At 73.6% G+C, this 18,196-nt stretch carries 14 protein-coding genes; 12 read left to right on the plus strand and 2 right to left on the minus strand.

Annotation, left to right across the window (positions count from 1 at the left end; genetic code table 11):
* The first annotated feature begins 42 nt into the window (after positions 1-42).
* The 8 genes from argS to prfA all read left to right on the plus strand — a co-directional run bounded on the left by argS (position 43) and on the right by prfA (position 10,829).
* Positions 43-1,656, plus strand: coding sequence for an arginine--tRNA ligase (gene argS / locus ACEQ2X_RS20600; protein ID WP_370327755.1), 1,614 nt, complete (start codon positions 43-45; stop codon positions 1,654-1,656).
* Positions 1,653-2,951, plus strand: a complete 1,299-nt coding sequence (gene lysA, locus ACEQ2X_RS20605) for a diaminopimelate decarboxylase (protein WP_370327756.1) — start codon at positions 1,653-1,655, stop codon at positions 2,949-2,951. The genes argS and lysA overlap by 4 nt, the downstream gene beginning before the upstream one ends.
* Before the next feature lie 93 nt (positions 2,952-3,044).
* Positions 3,045-4,373, plus strand: a complete 1,329-nt coding sequence (locus ACEQ2X_RS20610; RefSeq protein WP_370327757.1) for a homoserine dehydrogenase — start codon at positions 3,045-3,047, stop codon at positions 4,371-4,373.
* 200 nt (positions 4,374-4,573) lie between these two features.
* A complete protein-coding gene (thrC, locus tag ACEQ2X_RS20615) occupies positions 4,574-5,668 on the plus strand; it encodes a threonine synthase (protein WP_370327758.1) in 1,095 nt (364 codons plus the stop codon).
* Between the two features lie 22 nt (positions 5,669-5,690).
* Entirely contained in the window at positions 5,691-6,653 is a 963-nt protein-coding gene (thrB, locus tag ACEQ2X_RS20620) for a homoserine kinase (protein ID WP_370327759.1), read from the plus strand.
* Positions 6,654-6,910: 257 nt separating this feature from the next.
* On the plus strand, positions 6,911-8,677 hold the full coding sequence (rho, locus tag ACEQ2X_RS20625; RefSeq protein ID WP_370327760.1) for a transcription termination factor Rho: 1,767 nt from the start codon (positions 6,911-6,913) through the stop codon (positions 8,675-8,677).
* Entirely contained in the window at positions 8,677-9,741 is a 1,065-nt protein-coding gene (locus tag ACEQ2X_RS20630; protein ID WP_370327761.1) for a DUF1385 domain-containing protein, read from the plus strand. The genes rho and ACEQ2X_RS20630 overlap by 1 nt, the downstream gene beginning before the upstream one ends.
* A gap of 11 nt (positions 9,742-9,752) precedes the next feature.
* Positions 9,753-10,829: a peptide chain release factor 1 gene (gene prfA, locus ACEQ2X_RS20635; RefSeq protein WP_370327860.1), complete on the plus strand. Its 1,077-nt coding sequence runs from the start codon at positions 9,753-9,755 to the stop codon at positions 10,827-10,829.
* 7 nt (positions 10,830-10,836) lie between these two features.
* Here the strand turns inward: prfA and ACEQ2X_RS20640 are convergent, their stop codons facing one another.
* On the minus strand, positions 10,837-11,802 hold the full coding sequence (locus tag ACEQ2X_RS20640) for a UDP-glucuronic acid decarboxylase family protein (protein WP_370327762.1): 966 nt from the start codon (positions 11,800-11,802) through the stop codon (positions 10,837-10,839).
* A 399-nt stretch (positions 11,803-12,201) separates the two neighbouring features.
* Between ACEQ2X_RS20640 and ACEQ2X_RS20645 the strand changes: the two genes are divergently transcribed.
* From ACEQ2X_RS20645 to ACEQ2X_RS20655, 3 genes are read left to right on the plus strand one after another with little or no spacing between them, the layout of a single operon-like run.
* Positions 12,202-12,810: a septum formation family protein gene (locus ACEQ2X_RS20645; RefSeq protein WP_370327763.1), complete on the plus strand. Its 609-nt coding sequence runs from the start codon at positions 12,202-12,204 to the stop codon at positions 12,808-12,810.
* 27 nt (positions 12,811-12,837) lie between these two features.
* A complete protein-coding gene (locus tag ACEQ2X_RS20650) occupies positions 12,838-14,184 on the plus strand; it encodes a replication-associated recombination protein A (protein WP_370327764.1) in 1,347 nt (448 codons plus the stop codon).
* Between the two features lie 11 nt (positions 14,185-14,195).
* Entirely contained in the window at positions 14,196-14,651 is a 456-nt protein-coding gene (locus tag ACEQ2X_RS20655) for an adenylyltransferase/cytidyltransferase family protein (RefSeq protein WP_370327765.1), read from the plus strand.
* 6 nt (positions 14,652-14,657) lie between these two features.
* On the opposite strand, the gene ACEQ2X_RS20660 is transcribed toward ACEQ2X_RS20655, so the two are convergent.
* On the minus strand, positions 14,658-16,508 hold the full coding sequence (locus tag ACEQ2X_RS20660) for a cell wall-binding repeat-containing protein (RefSeq protein WP_370327766.1): 1,851 nt from the start codon (positions 16,506-16,508) through the stop codon (positions 14,658-14,660).
* A 112-nt stretch (positions 16,509-16,620) separates the two neighbouring features.
* On the opposite strand from ACEQ2X_RS20660, the gene ACEQ2X_RS20665 reads away from it, so the two are divergent.
* On the plus strand, positions 16,621-18,189 hold the full coding sequence (locus tag ACEQ2X_RS20665) for a serine/threonine-protein kinase (protein ID WP_370327767.1): 1,569 nt from the start codon (positions 16,621-16,623) through the stop codon (positions 18,187-18,189).
* Positions 18,190-18,196: the final 7 nt, after the last annotated feature.

The following is an 18,196-nucleotide window of genomic DNA, read 5'->3' on the forward strand; positions in this document are numbered from 1 at the left end:
CCCCGTCGTCGACCCGCGGGCGCCGACTACCCTGGCCGGACGATGATCGGACCTGAGCAGCTGGCGACCGCGATCCGCAAAGCCCTGGCGGAGGCGGGCCTCCCCGACCGCGAGCCCGCGCTCGAGCGGCCGAAGAACCCCGACCACGGGGACTGGGCGACCAACGTGGCCCTCACCCTCGCCAAGCCGGTCGGCCGCCCCCCGCGCGAGGTGGCCCAGGCGATCGTCGACGCCCTCGCCACCGCGGAGGGCATCGACGCGGTCGAGATCGCCGGTCCGGGGTTCATCAACTTCCGCCTGGCCACCGACGCCCTCGGCGCGATCGTGCGCGACGCGGTGACCGCCGGCGAGGCCGGCTGGGGGCGCAGCGACGCCGGCGCGGGTCGGACGGCGAACGTCGAGTTCGTGTCCGCCAACCCGACCGGCCCCCTCCACGTCGGGCACGGCCGCTGGGTCGCGATCGGCGACGCGATGGCGAGCCTGCTCGAGGCCACCGGGTGGGCGGTGACGCGCGAGTACTACCTCAACGACGCCGGCAACCAGATCCAGCTCTTCGGCGAGTCCGTGCAGGCCGTGATGCGGGACGCCGAGGTCCCCGAGGACGGCTACCGCGGCGCCTACGTCGCCGACATCGCCGCCGACCTCCTGGCCGAGGGGGTCGACCCCGACGACCTCGCGACCACCACCCAACGGGCCTACGAGTCGATGGTCGCCCAGATCCGCGCGACGATGGAGTCGATCGGGATCCACATCGACGTGTGGTTCTCCGAGCGGACCCTGCACGACTCCGGGGCGGTCGACGCGACGATCGCCAAGCTCCGCGAGTCCGGCCACGCCTACGAGGCGGACGGCGCCATCTGGCTGCGCACCACCGACTTCGGCGACGACAAGGACCGCGTGCTGGTCAAGGCGGACGGGGTGACGACCTACTTCGCGGCCGACACCGCCTACCTGGCGGACAAGGTCGGCCGCGGCTTCGACTTGGCGATCTACCTGCTCGGCGCGGACCACCACGGCTACGTCGGCCGGCTCCTCGCGATCGCCCGCGCCGAGGGCGTCCCCGAGGGCGTGGTGGAGATCGTCATCGGCCAGATGGTGAACCTCCTCCGTGACGGCGAGCCGGTGCGCATGGGGAAGCGGTCGGGGAACTTCGTCACCCTCGACGAGCTGGTCGACGAGGTCGGCGCCGACGCGACCCGCTACACCTTCCTGCGCTCGTCCCGGGACACCACCCAGGACTTCGACATCGCCCGCGTCGTGTCCGAGGACCGCGCGAACCCGGTCCACTACATCAACTACTCCTACGCGCGGATCTCCGGCATCGCGCGGACCGCCGATGCGAAGGGCTTCAGCCCCACGCCGCTCGAGGAGACCGACCTGGCCCTCCTCGACCACGACACCGAGCGGGAGCTCATCCGGCGCATCGACGCCTTCGGTGAGACCGTCGCCCGCGCCGCGGAGGAGCGCGCCCCGCACAAGGTCGCCCACTACGCCGAGGACCTCGCCGACGCGTTCCACCGCTTCTACACCGAGTGCCAGGTCGTCGGCGACGACCAGGCGCTGTCGAGCGCCCGCTACTGGCTGTGCGAGGCGACCCGCGTCACCGTGGCCGCAGCCCTGGGGCTGCTCGGGGTCACGCCGCGGGAGCGCATGTGACGGAGCCCCGCCACGGCCGCCCGGCCGGCCCGCTGCCACGACACCTGCTGCCCGACACCGCCACGATCGGCGATGCCGGCCAACTGGTGATCGGCGGCTGTGACACCCTCGAGCTCGCCGCCGAGTTCGGCACGCCGCTGTTCGTCTACGACGAGGCGCACCTCCGCGCCCGCTGCCGCGAGGCGGTGGTGGCCTTCGGCACCCACGCCACCTACGCCTCCAAGGCCTTCCTGTGCCGGGCGATGGCCCGCCTCGCCCACGACGAGGGGATGGCGATCGACGTCGCCACCGGCGGGGAGCTGGCCGTCGCCCTGGCCGCCGGCGTCCCCGCCTCGCGCACCCACCTGCACGGCAACAACAAGTCGGCCGCCGAGCTCCACACCGCCCTCGAGGCCGGCGTCGGGCGGATCATCGTCGACAGCGACGACGAGCTCGACCGCATCGAGGCGCTGGTCGCGACCGGCGCGCCGGTGCCGCAGATCCTGCTGCGCGTCACGCCGGGGGTGAAGGCGGAGACCCACGAGTTCGTCGCCACCGGCCACGACGACACCAAGTTCGGCTTCACCGTGTCGACCGGCGTGGCCGAGCGGGCCGTGGCGCGCGCCCGCGCCTCGGATGCCGTGGACCTGGTCGGCATCCACGCCCACATCGGCTCACAGGTCTTCGACGCCGGCTCCTTCGCGAAGGCCCTGTCGGTCCTCGCGGACTTCACCGCCCCCCTCGACCTGCCCGAGCTCGTCATCGGCGGCGGCCTGGGCGTGCCCTACGTCGAGGGGGAGGCGGCGCCGACGATCACCGAGTGGGCCGCGGAGCTGAAGGCGGCAGCCGCGCGGTTGGGGATCACCGCGGCGATCGGGGTCGAACCGGGCCGGGCGATCACCGCGGCCGCCGCGATCACCCTGTACACGGTCGGGACGATCAAGCCGCTCGAGGGGATCCGCACCTACGTGGCCGTCGACGGCGGGATGAGCGACAACCCCCGACCGGTCCTGTACGGCTCGGGCTACGAGACCTTCCTGCCCCGGGCCGTCGACGCCCCCCGCCCGCGGCGCGTCCGCGTGGTCGGCAAGCACTGCGAGTCCGGCGACATCCTCGTGCGCGACGGGGCGGTCCCGGACGACCTCGCCGTCGGCGACGTGCTGGCCACCCCCGTCACCGGTGCCTACGGCCACGTGATGGGCTCGAACTACAACAAGGTCCTGCGGCCCCCGGTCGTGTTCGTCGCCGACGGCGACGCCCGGCTCGTGGTGCGGCGCGAGACCGTCGAGGACCTCCTCGCGACCGACGTCGGGTGAGCCGGGTCTGGTGCACGATCGGGGCCTCCCTCGCCTGACGGCGAGGATCGGCGCGATCCTCCGGTCGTCGACCGGCGCATACGATCGGCGGCCATGACTGGTGATCAGCGCGCACTGACCGTCGGCCTGCTCGGCCTCGGGGTCGTCGGCTCCGGGGTCGTCCGGCTGCTGCACGACCACGCCGACGAGATCGCGGGGAGGGTCGGCGCCCGGCTGCAGGTCGGCCCGGTGGCGGTCCGCGACCGCACGAAGCCGCGCGACGTCGAGGCGATGCACGCCCTCCACGCCGCCGGTGCCACACTGACCGACGACCCCTCCGCGGTCGTCGGCGCCGACGGGGTCGACATCGTCGTCGAGGTGATGGGCGGGGTGGACCCCGCCCGGGACCTGCTCCTCGCCGCCCTGAAGTCGGGCCAGAGCGTCGTGACCGCGAACAAGGAGCTGATCGCGACCCACGGCGCCGAGCTGCTGTCGGCCGCCCAGGAGCAGTCGGTGCGCCTCGAGTACGAGGCAGCCGTCGCGGGGGCGATCCCGATCATCAAGCCGATGCGCGAGTCGCTGGCCGGCGACCGCGTCCGGAAGGTCCTCGGGATCCTCAACGGGACGACCAACTACATCCTGACCCGCATGACCGAGGAGGGGGCGGACCTCGAGCCCGTCCTCGCCGAGGCCCAGGACCTGGGGTACGCCGAGAAGCCCGACCCCTCCGCCGACGTCGACGGGCACGACGCGGCCGCCAAGGCGGCGATCCTCGCCTCGCTGGCCTTCGACGCCGAGGTCACGCGCGACCAGGTGTTCACCGAGGGGATCCGCGACGTCACCGCGACCGACATCGCCCACGCCCACCGGATGGGCTACGTCATCAAGCTGCTCGGCATCGCCGAGGAGGTCGAGGTCGACGGCCAGCGCGCCATCGGCGTCCGGGTCCACCCGGCGTGGGTGCCCGCCGAGCACCCCCTGGCGAGCGTCCGCGAGGCGTTCAACGCGATCTTCGTCCAGGCGGACGCGGCCGGCGCGCTCATGTTCTACGGACGCGGCGCCGGGTCGCTGCCGACCGCCTCGGCCGTCGTCGGCGACGTGGTCCCCGCGGCCCGGGCGCTGCTGGCCGGGGAGCAGCTGCCCCGCGTGTCGGTGGCCCGCAAGCCGATCCGCCCGATCGACGACGCGATCGTGCAGTACTACGTGCTGCTCGACGTCCTCGACGAGGCCGGTGTGCTCGCGGCGGTCGCGGCGACGTTCGGCGACCACGACGTGTCGATCAAGAGCGTGTGGCAGGAGGGGGAGGAGGACCACGCCCAGCTCCTGCTCGTCACCCACGCCGCCCGCGAGGGGAACGTGCAGGCCTGCGCCGCCGCCCTCGAGGAGCTGGACGTCGTGCGCAGCGTCGCCTCGCTGATGCGCGTCGAGGGACGCGAGGTCTGAGCGACCGGAGGGCGTACAGACCGGCGCTGAGGCCGGGGGGCGGGCAGACCGCCGGAGGCGGGATGCCGGGGCCAGGTGTGAGCGGAGCTCACACCGACGCTGAGGCCGGGGGGCGGGCGGACGCGCGTCAGCGTGGACGCGCGGGCCAGGTCTAGGTGGCCCGCCCCGGTCCGGACCAGCGCGCTCGTACACTCCCTGCCGTGTCCACCGCCACGCCCCACCCCGACGTCGCCCGATCCGCCCGCCCGCAGTGGCGCGGCCTGATCACGGAGTACCGCGACCGCCTGCCCGTCACCGACGACACGCCGGTCATCACCCTGCGGGAGGGCGGGACGCCGCTGGTCCACTCCGAGGTGCTGTCCGAGCGGGTCGGCGCGGACGTCTGGCTCAAGTTCGACGGCGCGAACCCGACCGGGTCGTTCAAGGACCGCGGCATGACGCTCGCGATCTCGAAGGCGGTGGAGGAGGGGGCGGAGGCCGTCGTCTGCGCCTCCACCGGCAACACCTCCGCGGCCGCCGCCGCGTACGCGGCCAAGGCCGGCCTGACCTGCGGGGTGATCGTCCCCAAGGGCAAGATCGCGCTCGGCAAGATGGCCCAGGCCCTGGTGCACGGCGCCACGGTCCTGCAGATCGAGGGCAACTTCGACCAGGCGCTCGACATCTGCCGGACCCTCGACGAGAAGTACCCGATCGAGCTGGTCAACTCGGTCAACCCCTACCGGATCGAGGGGCAGAAGACCGGCGCCTTCGAGGTCTGCGACTTCCTCGGTGCGGCTCCGGACCTGCACGTCATGCCCGTCGGCAACGCCGGCAACATCACCGCCTGGTGGCGTGGCTACCGCGAGTACCACGCCGACGGCATGACCGACAGCCTCCCCGTCATGCGGGGCTACCAGGCCGCGGGGGCCGCTCCGCTGGTGTCCGGCAGCCCCGTCGAGTCCCCCAGCACGATCGCCACCGCGATCCGGATCGGGAACCCCGCCTCCTGGGGGTCGGCGGTGGAGGCGGCGGAGCAGTCGGGCGGCTCGATCCGAGCGGTCACCGACCGCGAGATCTACCAGGCCTACCGGCTCGCGGCGGCGGAGGGGGTGTTCTGCGAGATGGCCTCGGCGGCCTCCATCGCGGGGCTCCTGCAGCTCCACGCCGCCGGCGAGGTGCCCGCAGGCGCCACGGTCGTCTGCGTGCTGACCGGCCACGGCCTGAAGGACCCGGACTGGGCGATCGCGGGCGCCGGCAAGCCGCCGGTGATCGCCGCCGACGTCGACACCGCCGCCGAGCACCTGGGCCTGGCCTAGTGCGGCCTGCCGGCGGAGGGCGGTGAGCGTGGGCGTCGTGGACGAGCGCGCCAGGATCTGCGCCGCGCAGGCGGCAGGGGACCCGGACGGCGCGCTCGCCGTGGTCGAGGTCCCGGCGACGTCGGCCAACCTCGGACCCGGCTACGACGCGTTCGGCGTCGCGCTCGACGTCCCCCTGATCGCGGTCGCTCGGCCGCGCGGGGAGGCCCGGGTCACGGTGGCGGGGGCGGGCGCCGACGAGCTCCCCACCGGTGACGACAACCTGGTGTGGCGGGCCGTCCAGAGCTGGTGCGCGCACGTGGGGACGGCGGTGCCGGATGTGTCGATCCACGTCGACAGCGCCATCCCCCTCGAGCGGGGCATGGGGTCGTCGTCGGCCGCGGCGGTCGCCGGCCGGCTGCTGGGCCGCGCGCTGGCAGGCGGCCGCGGCTCCACGGCGGCCCTGCTCGCCCTGGCGACGGCGCTCGCGGGGCACCCCGACAACGCCGCCGCCGCCCTGGTCGGCGGGCTGGTGGCCTGCACGCCCGGAGGCGGGGTCACCCGCGTCACCCCGACCCCCGCGCTCCGCCCGGTGCTGTGCGTGCCCTCCGTCCGCCAGGCGACCTCCGAGGCCCGGGCCGCGCTGCCTGCCGAGGTGCCGCTGGCGACCGCGGCAGCGGGTGCGGCACGGGCGACCGCCACGTTCGTCGGCCTGGCCGGCCTGGCGCGCCTGGAGGCGACGGCGATGGTCGACGAGCTGCACGAGCCGGCGCGGTTGGCGTTGATGCCGACCAGCCGCCGGGTGGTGGAGGCCCTCCGCGCGGCGGACGTGCCGTCGGCCCTCTCGGGCGCGGGGCCGAGCGTCCTGGCCGTCGTCCCGGCGGGGGACGACACCGCGCTGGACCTCGTGCGGCGGGTCGTCGCCGATGCCGGTGCCGACGACCCCGTGGAGCTCGTCCCGACCCGCTGGCACCTGGCCGGCGCGACGGTGCGCGCCGCGGGCTGACCCCGGCGGCTCCGCCCGGGCGCACCACCTTGTCGGGCCTCGCGAGCCGCCGCTATGCTCGGTGCGCGGCGTCGAGCCGGTCGCTGCGAGCCTCCTCTCGCGGACAGCTGCGCACACTCGTGCAGGCTGGTGGTCCGGACCGAGCAGATCCCCTGCCGCCCGCTGTTCGCCACCGGCCGCGGTGACCCGTTCGGAACACCACACCGCCCGCGCGCACCGAGGCGCGGGCGGGGACGACAGATATCACAGGAGACGGCATGGATCGCAGCGTCCTCGCGCGCAAGCCGATGACGGAGCTGAAGGACATCGCCGCGCACCTCGACATGCGCGGCTACCAGAAGCTCCGCAAGGCCGAGCTGATCGACGCGATCATCCAGAGCGGGACCGAGGGGTCCGACGGCGGTGGGGCCGCGCAGCAGACCCTCGCCACCGACGGACCTGACCGGGACCGAGCCTCTGACGGCGGCGGCGACACCCGCACGCGGACCCGAACCCGCGACAGGGGCCAGGCCGGTGACGCCGCGACCGACGACGATCGGGCCACCGACGACGATCGGGCCACCGACGATTCCGTCCGCGACGGTTCCGCCCGCGACGACGGCGCCCGGAAGGTCCTCCCACCCGGTGGGGCACAGCCGGCGGACCGGTCCGAACCCGACCCCGCGCAACCTGCCCGGTCCGGCGGTCCGAGCGGTCGCCAGGACGACGACGAGGACGACGACCAGTCCGGCCGCAAGCGCCGCAACCGGCGGCGCCGCAACCGCGACCGCCAGGACGACCGGGCTGGCCAGCAGGGCGGCCAGACGGGTGGCCAGCAGGGTGGCCAGCAGGGCCGCCCCGACCCCTCGAACGGCGGTGGCGGGCAGGGCGGCGGCGATGCCGGGGAGGTCCGCGCCGGCGTCCTCGACATCCTGCCCGAGGGCTACGGGTTCCTGCGCACCACCGGCTACCTGCCGGGGGAGCGCGACGTCTACGTCAGCCAGGGCCAGATCCGCAAGCACGGGCTGCGCCGCGGTGACGTGGTCCAAGGCCCCATCCGGCCGCAGCGCAACAACGAGAAGGTCCCGGCGCTGCACCACGTGCAGGCCGTCAACGGCGAGGGGCTCGAAGACGGGCAGGTGCCCGCGCGCCCCGACTTCGACGAGCTCCCCCTCATCGCCCCGGAGACCCGCCTGCCCGTGGCGGCGGACGCCGGTGCGGGGACGCTCGAACGCGTCGTCGACCTGTTCGCCCCGATCGGGGAGGGGCAGCGCGCCCTGGTGTCCGGACCGCCGTCCGCCGACGGCACGGCCGTGCTCCGGGAGATCGCCGCGTCGCTCGCCGACACCCACCCGGACACCCACGTGATGGCCGTCGTGCTCGACGCCCGGCCCGAGGACGTGCGCGCCGCGGAGGACGCCGTCGACGGCGAGATCATCTCCTCCACCTTCGAGCAGTCCGCGGAGGACCACGCGCAGATCGCCGAGCTCGCCCTCGAGCGCGCCCGCCGGCTGGTCGAGCTCGGCCACGACGTCGTCGTGGTCCTCGACTCCGCCACGCGCCTGGCTCGCGCCTACGGGGTCACGTCGTCCAGCGGCAAGACCATCGCCCCCGACGTGGACGCGGCGTTGCTGTACGGCGTCAAGCGCTTCCTCGCCTCGGCCCGCGCGATCGAGGACGGCGGCTCGCTGACCGTCGTCGCGGGGCTGCTGACCGGCACCGGCTCTTCTCTCGACGAGGTGATCGCCCAGGAGCTGCGGCGCACCGCGAACGCCGAGGTCGCCCTCGACGCGACGCTGGCGCTGCACCGCATCGACCCGCCGGTCGACGTGCTGCGCAGCTGGACGCGGGAGGCCCCGGTGCTGCAGGACCCCGACGAGCTCCGCGCGGTCACGCGGATCCGTCGCGAGCTGGCCGGCAGGGACGCCGCCGCGGTCACCGAGTGGGTCGCCGCGCGGCTCGCCGCCACCGAGGACGCCGCGGCCTTCGCCGCCGCCGCCCTCGACGCCGACCTCGTCGCCGATCTCGACCCGGAGGCCGTCTGATGGCCGACCACCCGCCGCACTTCTACGGCGGCCAGGCCGTGCTCGAGGGCGTGATGATGCGGGGCCGGCGGACGTGGGCGGTCGCCGTGCGACGGCCCGACGGCTCGATCTACCTCGAGCGCCACGAGATCAGCGACTTCCCCCAGCGCAACCCGATCTGGACCAAGCCGATGCTCCGCGGCATCTGGGGTCTGGTCGACGCGCTGACCATCGGCACGCGCGCGCTGACCATCTCCGCCAACGCGGCGGTGGAGGACGAGGAGCAGCTCAGCAAGGGGGAGATGGGCGGCAGCCTGCTGATCGCGCTGGCCGCGTTCATCGGCATCTTCATCGTGCTGCCGAACCTCGGACTGGCCGCGATCGAGGACGCCCTCGGCGGCGGCGACACCGTGCGGTTCCACCTGGTGGAGGGGCTCGTCCGGCTGGTGATCTTCCTGCTCTACCTGCTGGCCATCTCGGCCCTGAGCGACATCAAGCGGGTCTTCCGCTACCACGGCGGCGAGCACAAGACGATCATGGCCTGGGAGCACGGCGAGCCGCTCGGCGCGGACCGGATCCAGCCGTACTCCACCAAGCACCCGCGCTGCGGCACGAACTTCCTGCTCATCGTCATGCTGCTCGCGATCGTCGTCTACACGACCGCCGGGATCATCATCCCCGCCCCCGACGGCGGGAACTTCTTCGCGTTCCTCGGCTACCAGGTCGGGTTGCGCATCGTCCTGCTGCCGGTCGTGGCCGGCCTGGCGTACGAGATCCTGCGCCTCGGCGCCGACCAGTCGAACCCGTTGCTGCGGTGGCTGGCCGTGCCCGGCCTGTGGCTGCAGAAGATCACCACAGCAGAACCCGACGACGAGATGGTCGAGGTGGCCATCCGCGCCTTCGAGGCCGTCGTGCCGTCCGGGGACCTCAGCGGGCGGACCGTCGACCTGCCCTCGCCGATCGAGTGGGGACCTGACACGACCACCGAGGTGGTCGGCCTGCCCAAGCCCGACGGGGCGGTGCCACCGCCGCCCGGCGGCAGCCAGGGGGAACCGGGAACCGACCCGGGATCGGCCATCGCGTGATCGACCCGTCCATGCGCGCCCGGCTCGAGGACCTCGTCGCCACCCACGCCGAGCTCGAGCAGGCGATGACCGATCCCGAGGTCCTCGGCGACCAGGAGCGCTACGCCACCACGGCGAAGCGACACGCCGACCTGAGCGAGGTCGTCAGCGCCTGGGGCGAGTACGCCCAGCTGCTCGAGGACGCCGAGGCGGCCGAGGAGCTGGCTCGCGAGTCCGGCCCGGACGACGCGGCGATGTTCCGGGCCGAGGCGGCTGAGGGGCGGGCGGCCGCCGAGGCGATGGAGGACCGGCTGAAGGTGCTCCTGCTGCCCAAGGACCCGTTGGACGAGAAGAACGTGATCCTCGAGATCCGGGCGGGCGCCGGCGGGGACGAGGCCGGCCTGTTCGCGGCAGAGCTCGAGCGCATGTACGTCCGCTACGCCGAGGGCCGGCGGTGGAAGGTGAACCGGCTCAGCGTGTCGGAGACCGGGATCGGCGGGGTCAAGGAGGTCACCTTCGAGGTCAACGGGACCGGGGCCTACTCGGTCCTGAAGCACGAGTCGGGCGTCCACCGCGTCCAGCGGGTCCCCCAGACCGAGTCCGGTGGTCGCATCCACACCTCCACCGCGTCGGTCGCCGTGATGCCCGAGGCCGAGGACGTCGACGTCCAGGTCGACCCCAACGACCTGAAGATCGACGTCTACCGGTCCTCCGGGCCGGGCGGCCAGTCCGTCAACACCACCGACTCGGCGGTGCGCATCACCCACGTGCCGACCGGGCTGGTCGTCGCGATGCAGGACGAGAAGTCCCAGCTGCAGAACCGCGAGAAGGCGCTGCGGGTGCTGAAGTCACGGCTGCTTCAGGCGGAGCGGGACCGCGTCGCCGCCGAGCGCGCCGACGCCCGCGCCAGCCAGATCGGCACCGGGGACCGGTCGGAGAAGATCCGCACCTACAACTTCCCGCAGTCCCGGGTCACCGACCACCGCATCGGCTTCACCACCCACGACCTGGACGGCGTCCTCGGCGGCGACCTGTCGGAGCTGATCGACGCGCTGAGCGCCCAGGAGCAGACCCAGAAGCTCCAGGCGCTCACCGACGGCGACACCTGACCCGGCGCTAGCCCGTGTTGGCCCGCACCCAGTCGATGGTGCGGGAGAGGCCGTCGGTCAGGCTCACCTGGGCGTCCCAGCCGAGCTCGCGGCGGGCGATGGTGGTGTCGGGTTGGCGGACCTTGGGGTCGTCGACGGGGGCGGGTTGGTGGGTGATCGACGACGACGAGCCGGTCAGTTCGATGATGGTCTCGGCGAGCTCGAGGATCGTGATCTCGTGGGGGTTGCCGAGGTTGACGGGCCCCTCGCCGCAGTCCGACGCGAGCAGCCGCAGCAGCCCCTCGACGAGGTCGTCGACGTAGCACAGCGACCGGGTCTGGGACCCGTCGCCGAACACCGTCAGCGGCTCTGCGGCGAGGGCCTGGGCGATGAAGGTCGGCACCGCCCGGCCGTCGTCCATCCGCATGGAGGGGCCGAAGGTGTTGAAGATCCGCGGCACCCGCACCTCGAGGCCGTGGGTGCGGTGGTAGGCGTAGGTCAGCGCCTCGGCGTACCGCTTGGCCTCGTCGTAGACCCCGCGGGGGCCGATCGGGTTGACGTTGCCCCAGTAGGTCTCGGGCTGGGGGTGGATCTCGGGGTCGCCGTAGACCTCCGAGGTCGAGGCGAGCATGAAGCGCGCCCCCTTGTTCCGGGCGAGCCCGAGGGCCTTGTGGGTGCCGAGCCCGCCGACCTTGAGCGTCTGGATCGGCAGCTTCAGGTAGTCGATCGGCGAGGCCGGCGACGCCCAGTGCAGCACGTAGTCCACCGCCCCGGAGATGTGGAGGTACTCGGTCACGTCGTAGTGCATGAACGTGAACCGGTCGTGGCCGAACAGGTCGGCGACGTTCTCCGCCCGGCCCGTGGACAGGTTGTCGAGCACGATCACCCGGGCACCCGAGGCGAGCAGCCGCCGCGACAGGTGGGAGCCGAGGAACCCCGCACCCCCCGTGATGACCGTCGTCGAACCGTCCAGGGCTGCGAGGTCGTAGGGCATCGGCGCGAGGATAGCCCGGTGGCCGGGGGCTCCTGTGCGCCCACCTGTCCGCGTCGCCGGGGAGGCACTAGGATCGCCTCACGTGGCGGCAGGGGGGTCGGCTCCACGTCGACCGCAGACGACCCGACCCAGCCCACCCACCCAGGAGACGCCACCGTGAGCGATGCGCCGCCGCCCGGCTGGGGACAGCCCCAGGGACAGCCGTGGGGCCAGCCGCAGGGACAGCCCGGCCAGCCGCCGTACGGACAGGGTGGCTACGGGCAGGGCGGCTACGGGCAGGGTGGCTACGGGCAGGGGCAGCCGCCTGGCTACGGGCCTCCGCCGGGACAACCGCCCGGGTACCCCCAGGGCCCGTACGGGGCCCCGCCACCGTCAGGCGGCGGTGGCGGCAAGGGTCTGGTGATCGCCCTCGTCGTCCTGGTCGTCCTCCTCGTGGTCGGCGGCGGCGCCGCCGCGTTCTTCCGGTTCGCCGCGGACGACGGGGACAGCGCCGACGAGGTCGCCTCGGAGATCGCCACCACCATCAGCGAGATGACCGGGTCCGGCCCGGCGTCGGAGACCCCGACCGCGCCCGAGACGCCCCAGCCCTTCGAGACCGGCACCTCCACGCCGACCCCGCCCCCGGGGGCGGCCACCGACCAGTCCGTCTTCGAGCTGGCGGTCGGCACCTGCTTCGACGACCCCGAGAGCGCCGAGGAGATCCAGTCCGTCGGTGCGGTGCCCTGCGAGGGCCCCCACGACAACGAGGTGTTCGCCCTCGTCGACCACCCCGCCGGCCCCGACGACCCGTACCCGGGCCGGGAGGCGCTGACGGAGTTCGCCGACGAGCAGTGCCGCGGCCAGGCGTTCAACGACTACGTCGGCAGCGAGTACCAGTTCAGCCGGTACTTCGTCAGCCAGCTCACCCCGACCGACGGCTCCTGGGAGCAGGGCGACAGGGAGATCGTGTGCCTGCTCTTCGACCCCGCCGAACCGCTGGTGGGCTCCGCCCAGGGCGCGGGGGACTGACCGGGACGGAAGTAGCGTGGTCGTCCCATGTCCGACCAGCTCTTCGACACCGGGGGTGACCCCGCCCCCTCGCCGGGCCGCCCCCCGCGCGCGGCTCCGAGCACGGGCGCGCCGCTGGCCGCCCGGCTGCGGCCCACCACCCTGGACCAGGTCGTCGGCCAGACCCACCTGATCGGTCCCGACGGGCCCATCCGCCGCGCCCTCGCAGCCGGTCGCCTCTCCTCGATGGTCCTCTGGGGGCCGCCGGGCACCGGCAAGACGACCCTGGCCGGCGTGATCGCCGCCGAGGCCGGCGCGGTCATGACCGTCCTGTCCGCGGTCAGCTCGGGCGTGAAGGACGTCCGCCAGGCCGTCGTCGAGGCGGGCGAGCGCCTGCGCCGGACCGACCGGCGCACGATCCTGTTCGTCGACGAGATCCACCGGTTCAACAAGTCCCAGCAGGACGCGCTGCTGCCGTCGGTCGAGGCCGGCGAGGTCACGCTCATCGGCGCCACCACGGAGAACCCCTCCTTCGAGGTGAACGCCGCGCTGCTCAGCCGCGCCATCCTGTACCGCCTCGAGCCCCTGGCCGACGACGACCTGTCGCTGCTGATCGACCGCGGGCTCGCCGACCCCGCCCTCGACGGCGTCGCGCTGTCCGACGAGGGACGCGCCGCGCTGCTGCACGCCGCGGACGGCGACGCCCGGGTCGTCCTGACCGGCCTCGAGACCGCCGCCGCGGTCGCGCTCGGCCGTGGGGACGACGGCCCCGCGCTCGTGGCGCCGGAGGACGTGACCGCCGCGCTGGCCCAGCCCCACCTGCGCTACGACAAGGCCGGGGACAACCACTACGACCAGGTCAGCGCCTTCATCAAGTCCATGCGCGGGTCGGACCCCGACGCGGCCCTGTACTGGCTCGTGCGGATGCTGGCCGAGGGCGAGGACCCCCGCTTCCTGGCCCGCAGGATGGTCATCCTCGCGTCCGAGGACATCGGCCTGGCCGACCCGCAGGCCCTCAACATCGCCGTCAGCGCCTTCGGGGCCCTCGAGCGCGTCGGCCTCCCCGAGGCCCGCTTCGCCCTGGCCCAGGCCTGCCTGTACCTGTCCCTCACCCCGAAGTCGAACAGCGTGACCCGGGCGCTCGCGTGGGCCGACGCCGCCGTGGCCCGCCTCGGCAACGCCCCGGTGCCGCCGGCGCTGCGCGACGCCCACTACAAGGGGGCCAAGCGGCTCGGCCACGGGGTCGGGTACGCCTACCCCCACGACGACCCCCGCGGCTGGGTGCCCCAGCAGCACGGACCGGACGGGCTCGGTGTGGTCTACGAGCCGGGACCCCACGGCCACGAGCCCCGCATCAACGGCTGGCGCGACTCCCGGACCGACGAGAGCCCCTAGGCTCGGCCCCCATGAGCGACGCCGACAGCCGCCCGACGACCGTGATCGTCAGCGGGTACTTCAACCCCTTCCACATCGGCCACCTGCGCCTGCTCCAGGCCGCCGCCGAGGCCGGCGACCGGCTGGTCGTCATCGTCAACAACGACGTCCAGCAGCGGATGAAGAAGGGGCGGATCATCATGACCGAGTCCGACCGCCGCGAGATCGTCGCCGCGATCGGCATCGTCGACGAGGCCGTCATCGCCGTCGACGACGACCGGACGGTCATCCGCACCATCGAGCAGATCGCCCAGCGCGAGCAGGGCAGCCGGCTGGTGTTCGGCAACGGCGGGGACCGCGACTCCGCGGCCGTCGTGCCCGAGCAGGAGGTCTGCGACCGCTACGGCATCGAGATGGTCTTCGACATGGGTGGGACGGACAAGGCGGACTCGTCCACCCGGATCACGTCGGCGATGTCGACCGGCTGACCCTGCCTACGGCACCGCGGTGGCCGCCGAGGCCCCTGCGAACGTCGGCGCCGGCGGGCAGCCCCCCTCCACCAGCTGGCGGATCTGGTCGGCGTAGCCGTCGCTCAGCAGGTCGGTGTCGCCGACGAGGAGGACCTCCTCGACCAGCTCGATGAAGCCCTCGGACCCCGCCCGGAAGCAGAAGTCGTTGACGATGTCCTGGGACAGGTCCTGGTTCTCGGTCGGGATGAACACGGCGCCGCCGAACCGGCCCGACACGGTGGCGGCGGCGAGCGCGTACGCGTAGTTGAACGGCCCGGCCGCCAAGGACACCGCGGCGGCGTACTGCTGCGGGTTCTCCGGCACGAGCGTCGTCATCTCGCCGAAGCGCTGCACCAGGTCGCGGTTCAGCTGGCCGACCGCGCCGCCGGTCTGCACGCGGTTGGCACCGCCCCAGCGGCAGACGAAGCTCGAGCCGCAGAACGAGCTCCACGGCCCGCTCGAGGTGTCCACCGACTGGTTGCCCAGCGCGTAGCCGTTCCCGCGGGCGTGGTCGGCCATCGCGCGGGCCGCGTCGTTGCTGATGACGCCGGTGCCGCCGATGACGTGGATGTAGTCGGGGCGCAGCTCGTCGAGCGCGGCGAGGGTGTCCGGGTGCACCGGCGGGTTCACGTCCATCAGCAGGATCGGCATGCCCCAGAACGCCCCGATCGAGCCGGCCACCACCGCGTCGGGCCAGTTCGACCGCGTCGCGATCAGGACCGAGTTGGTGTCGATGAAGTCGGTCTGGCCGACGAAGGTGTCGAGCTTGTCGGCGACCGCCGCGCTGATCAGCCGGGCGGTCTGCTCGCGGCCCGTGCCGGCGAAGCGGACGACCTCGTAGCCGAGCGCGGTGATCTCCTCGTCGAGGCCCGGGTCGAGCGCCGACGTCCCGCCCAGCAGGTACACCGTCTCACCCCGCGGGAGGGTGCGGAGGAGCTCGGCGCGGGTGATCGTCGCCAGCTGCCCCGGGTCGCGGTCGGCGGGGGCGGACTGGGGGGAGTAGGTGAACAGCAGCGGGCCCTGCCCGAAGCTGAGGGACGAGCCGGCCAGGGCGTCGGCGAAGTCGTCGTTGCGGGCGATGACCGCCCAGGCCCCCTGGTAGGCGTCGATCACGTCGGTGTCGGGGCGGTCGAAGACGAACTGCGAGGTCGCGACCGCCTGGCTGATCGGCTCGGTGCCGCCGATCCCGCACGCCAGCCGCCGGATGGTCAGCTGCTGGCCCGGGTCCACCGTCGGGTTGGCGCAGACGGGGGAGGGGGCGGGCTCGTCGCTGAGGGGGAGCGTCAGGCCGTCGTCGGGCAGGGAGTCGACGGCGACGGCCGTGCCCGCGGTCGGCTGGTACATCATCGTCGCCGCCATGCGCACCGGGGACGCCCCGATGCAGTCCGGGGCGAACCGCGCCGCGATCTGGCCGGCGACGACCAACGTCTGCGGCTCGCAGACGTCCGCACCGTCGTCGTCGACCAGGGAGGCGGCCAGGACCGGCTCGCCCTCGGCCTCGCCGCGGAACATCTCGAGGACCAGCTCGACGTCGTCGTCGGCGTCGGTCGAGAAGCCCACCACCGCCCGGGTGTCCTCGTTCTCCCACGCGGCGTCCCCGACCGGGTCGAGGTTGCCGACCGTGTCGAGGATCACGACCACGTTGGCCTGCGTCCGGTCGTAGTTGACGCACACCTCCACCAGGTCGGCCTGCGGGGCCCCGGCATCCCCGGTCACGTCGTCGTAGCAGCCGAGGGCCTGGAACGTCGAACCCTGGAACGTCGAACCCTGGGAGGCAGCGGGTGCCGCCGGCAGCAGCGCGAGCAGCAGGACGGCGGGGAGGAGGCGGCGCAGCATGGTGACTCCGTAGACGACCAGATCGGTCAGGACGGTGCGGTGACAAGACGATATCGTCCAGTCACCGTGGAGTAGCCTCTTCGGACATGCGAGTGAGGGGCGCGTAAGACCCGTGAGCGACCAGCCTGGACAGGCTCCGGACCCGGACTGGGTCCGGTTCGCCATGCCGGACGACTTCGCGGACCCCGTCCGCGTGGGTCGCGGCGGGTTCGGCTACGTGTTCCGCGCCCGCGAGCTGTCCCTCAACCGGACCGTCGCGATCAAGGTCCTCAGCCAGCCCGCGGCGGACGAGAAGGCCGACAGCCGGTTCACCTCCGAGCTGCAGGCCATGGGCACGCTGGCGGGCCACCCCCACATCGTCACCGTCTACACCTGGGGCAAGACCGCCGGCGGGCACCCCTACATCGTGATGGCGTTCATGTCCGGCGGGTCGCTGAAGGACCGCATCGCCGGCGGGACGCTGCCGTGGGAGCAGACCCTCGACGTCGGCGTCAAGGTCGCCGGGGCGCTCGAGACCGCGCACCGCGCCGGGATCCTCCACCGCGACGTCAAACCCGAGAACATCCTGCTCAACAGCTTCGGCGAACCGGCGCTGGGCGACTTCGGCATCGCGCGGATCACCGGCGGCACCGAGACGGCCACAGGGTCGATCACCGGCTCGCTGAGCCACGTCGCGCCCGAGGTGCTCGAGGGCAACAAGCCGTCGGCCAAGTCCGACGTCTACTCCCTGGCCTCCACCCTGTACGCCCTGCTGCAGGGCAAGCCGGCGTTCGCGGGCGAGGCGGACGAGACCCTCACGCCGATGCTCGCCCGCATCCTGTTGAACCCGGTCCCGCCGGTGACCGCCCAGGAGGTCCCCGACGAGCTGCTCGAGGTCGTCACCCGCGGCCTGTCCAAGTCGCCGGGTGACCGCCAGTCCTCGATCGAGGCGTTCGGCCACGAGCTCCAGGCCGCCCAGGCGGCGCTCGGGATCCAGACCAGCACCATGCTGATCCGTGGCGAGGCCGACGACGACGTCAGCGTCTCCGGGACCGGTGAGATCTCGGCCACCAACGTCGGGCTCGGCGCGATCGACCTGCCGACGGTGGACCGCGAGCCGTCGCCCGCCACCGCGGCCGCCGCGGGTGCGGCCCTGCCGACGAACGTGGTCCAGAGCCCGGCCCCGCCACCCCCTGACCGGACCTCGTCGGCGCCGCCGCCCAGGCGTCGCGGCGCGCTCGTCGGCGTGGTCGTCGGCGTGTTCCTGCTGCTGGCCGGCGGCATCGGCGCCTACGCCCTGACCCGACCCGCTGACGACGGCGGGACGGACCCCACCGAGGAGGCGTCCGGCGCGACCGAGTCCGCGTCGCCGACCGAGTCCGGGTCCGACGCCGCGACCGAGCCCGGCGACCCCGACAAGACCGACGCTCCCGGTCTGACGGTCCCCACGGCCGAGCCGACCACCGAGGAGCCGACGGAGGAACCCACCACCGAGGAGCCCACCGCCGACCCCACGTCGGACACACCGGCCGCACCCGCGCCGCCGCCTCCACCTCCTCCGCCAGCGGCCCCACCGCCTCCGCCCCCACCCCCGCCTCCGCCGCCACCCCCTCCACCACCGCCGCCGCCGCCTCCACCACCGCCTCCACCGCCCCCACCACCACCGCCTCCGCCGCCACCCCCGACGGCTGAGCCGATCTGAGCGGGGT

The organism is Euzebya sp. (assembly GCF_964222135.1).
Taxonomy (GTDB): domain Bacteria; phylum Actinomycetota; class Nitriliruptoria; order Euzebyales; family Euzebyaceae; genus Euzebya.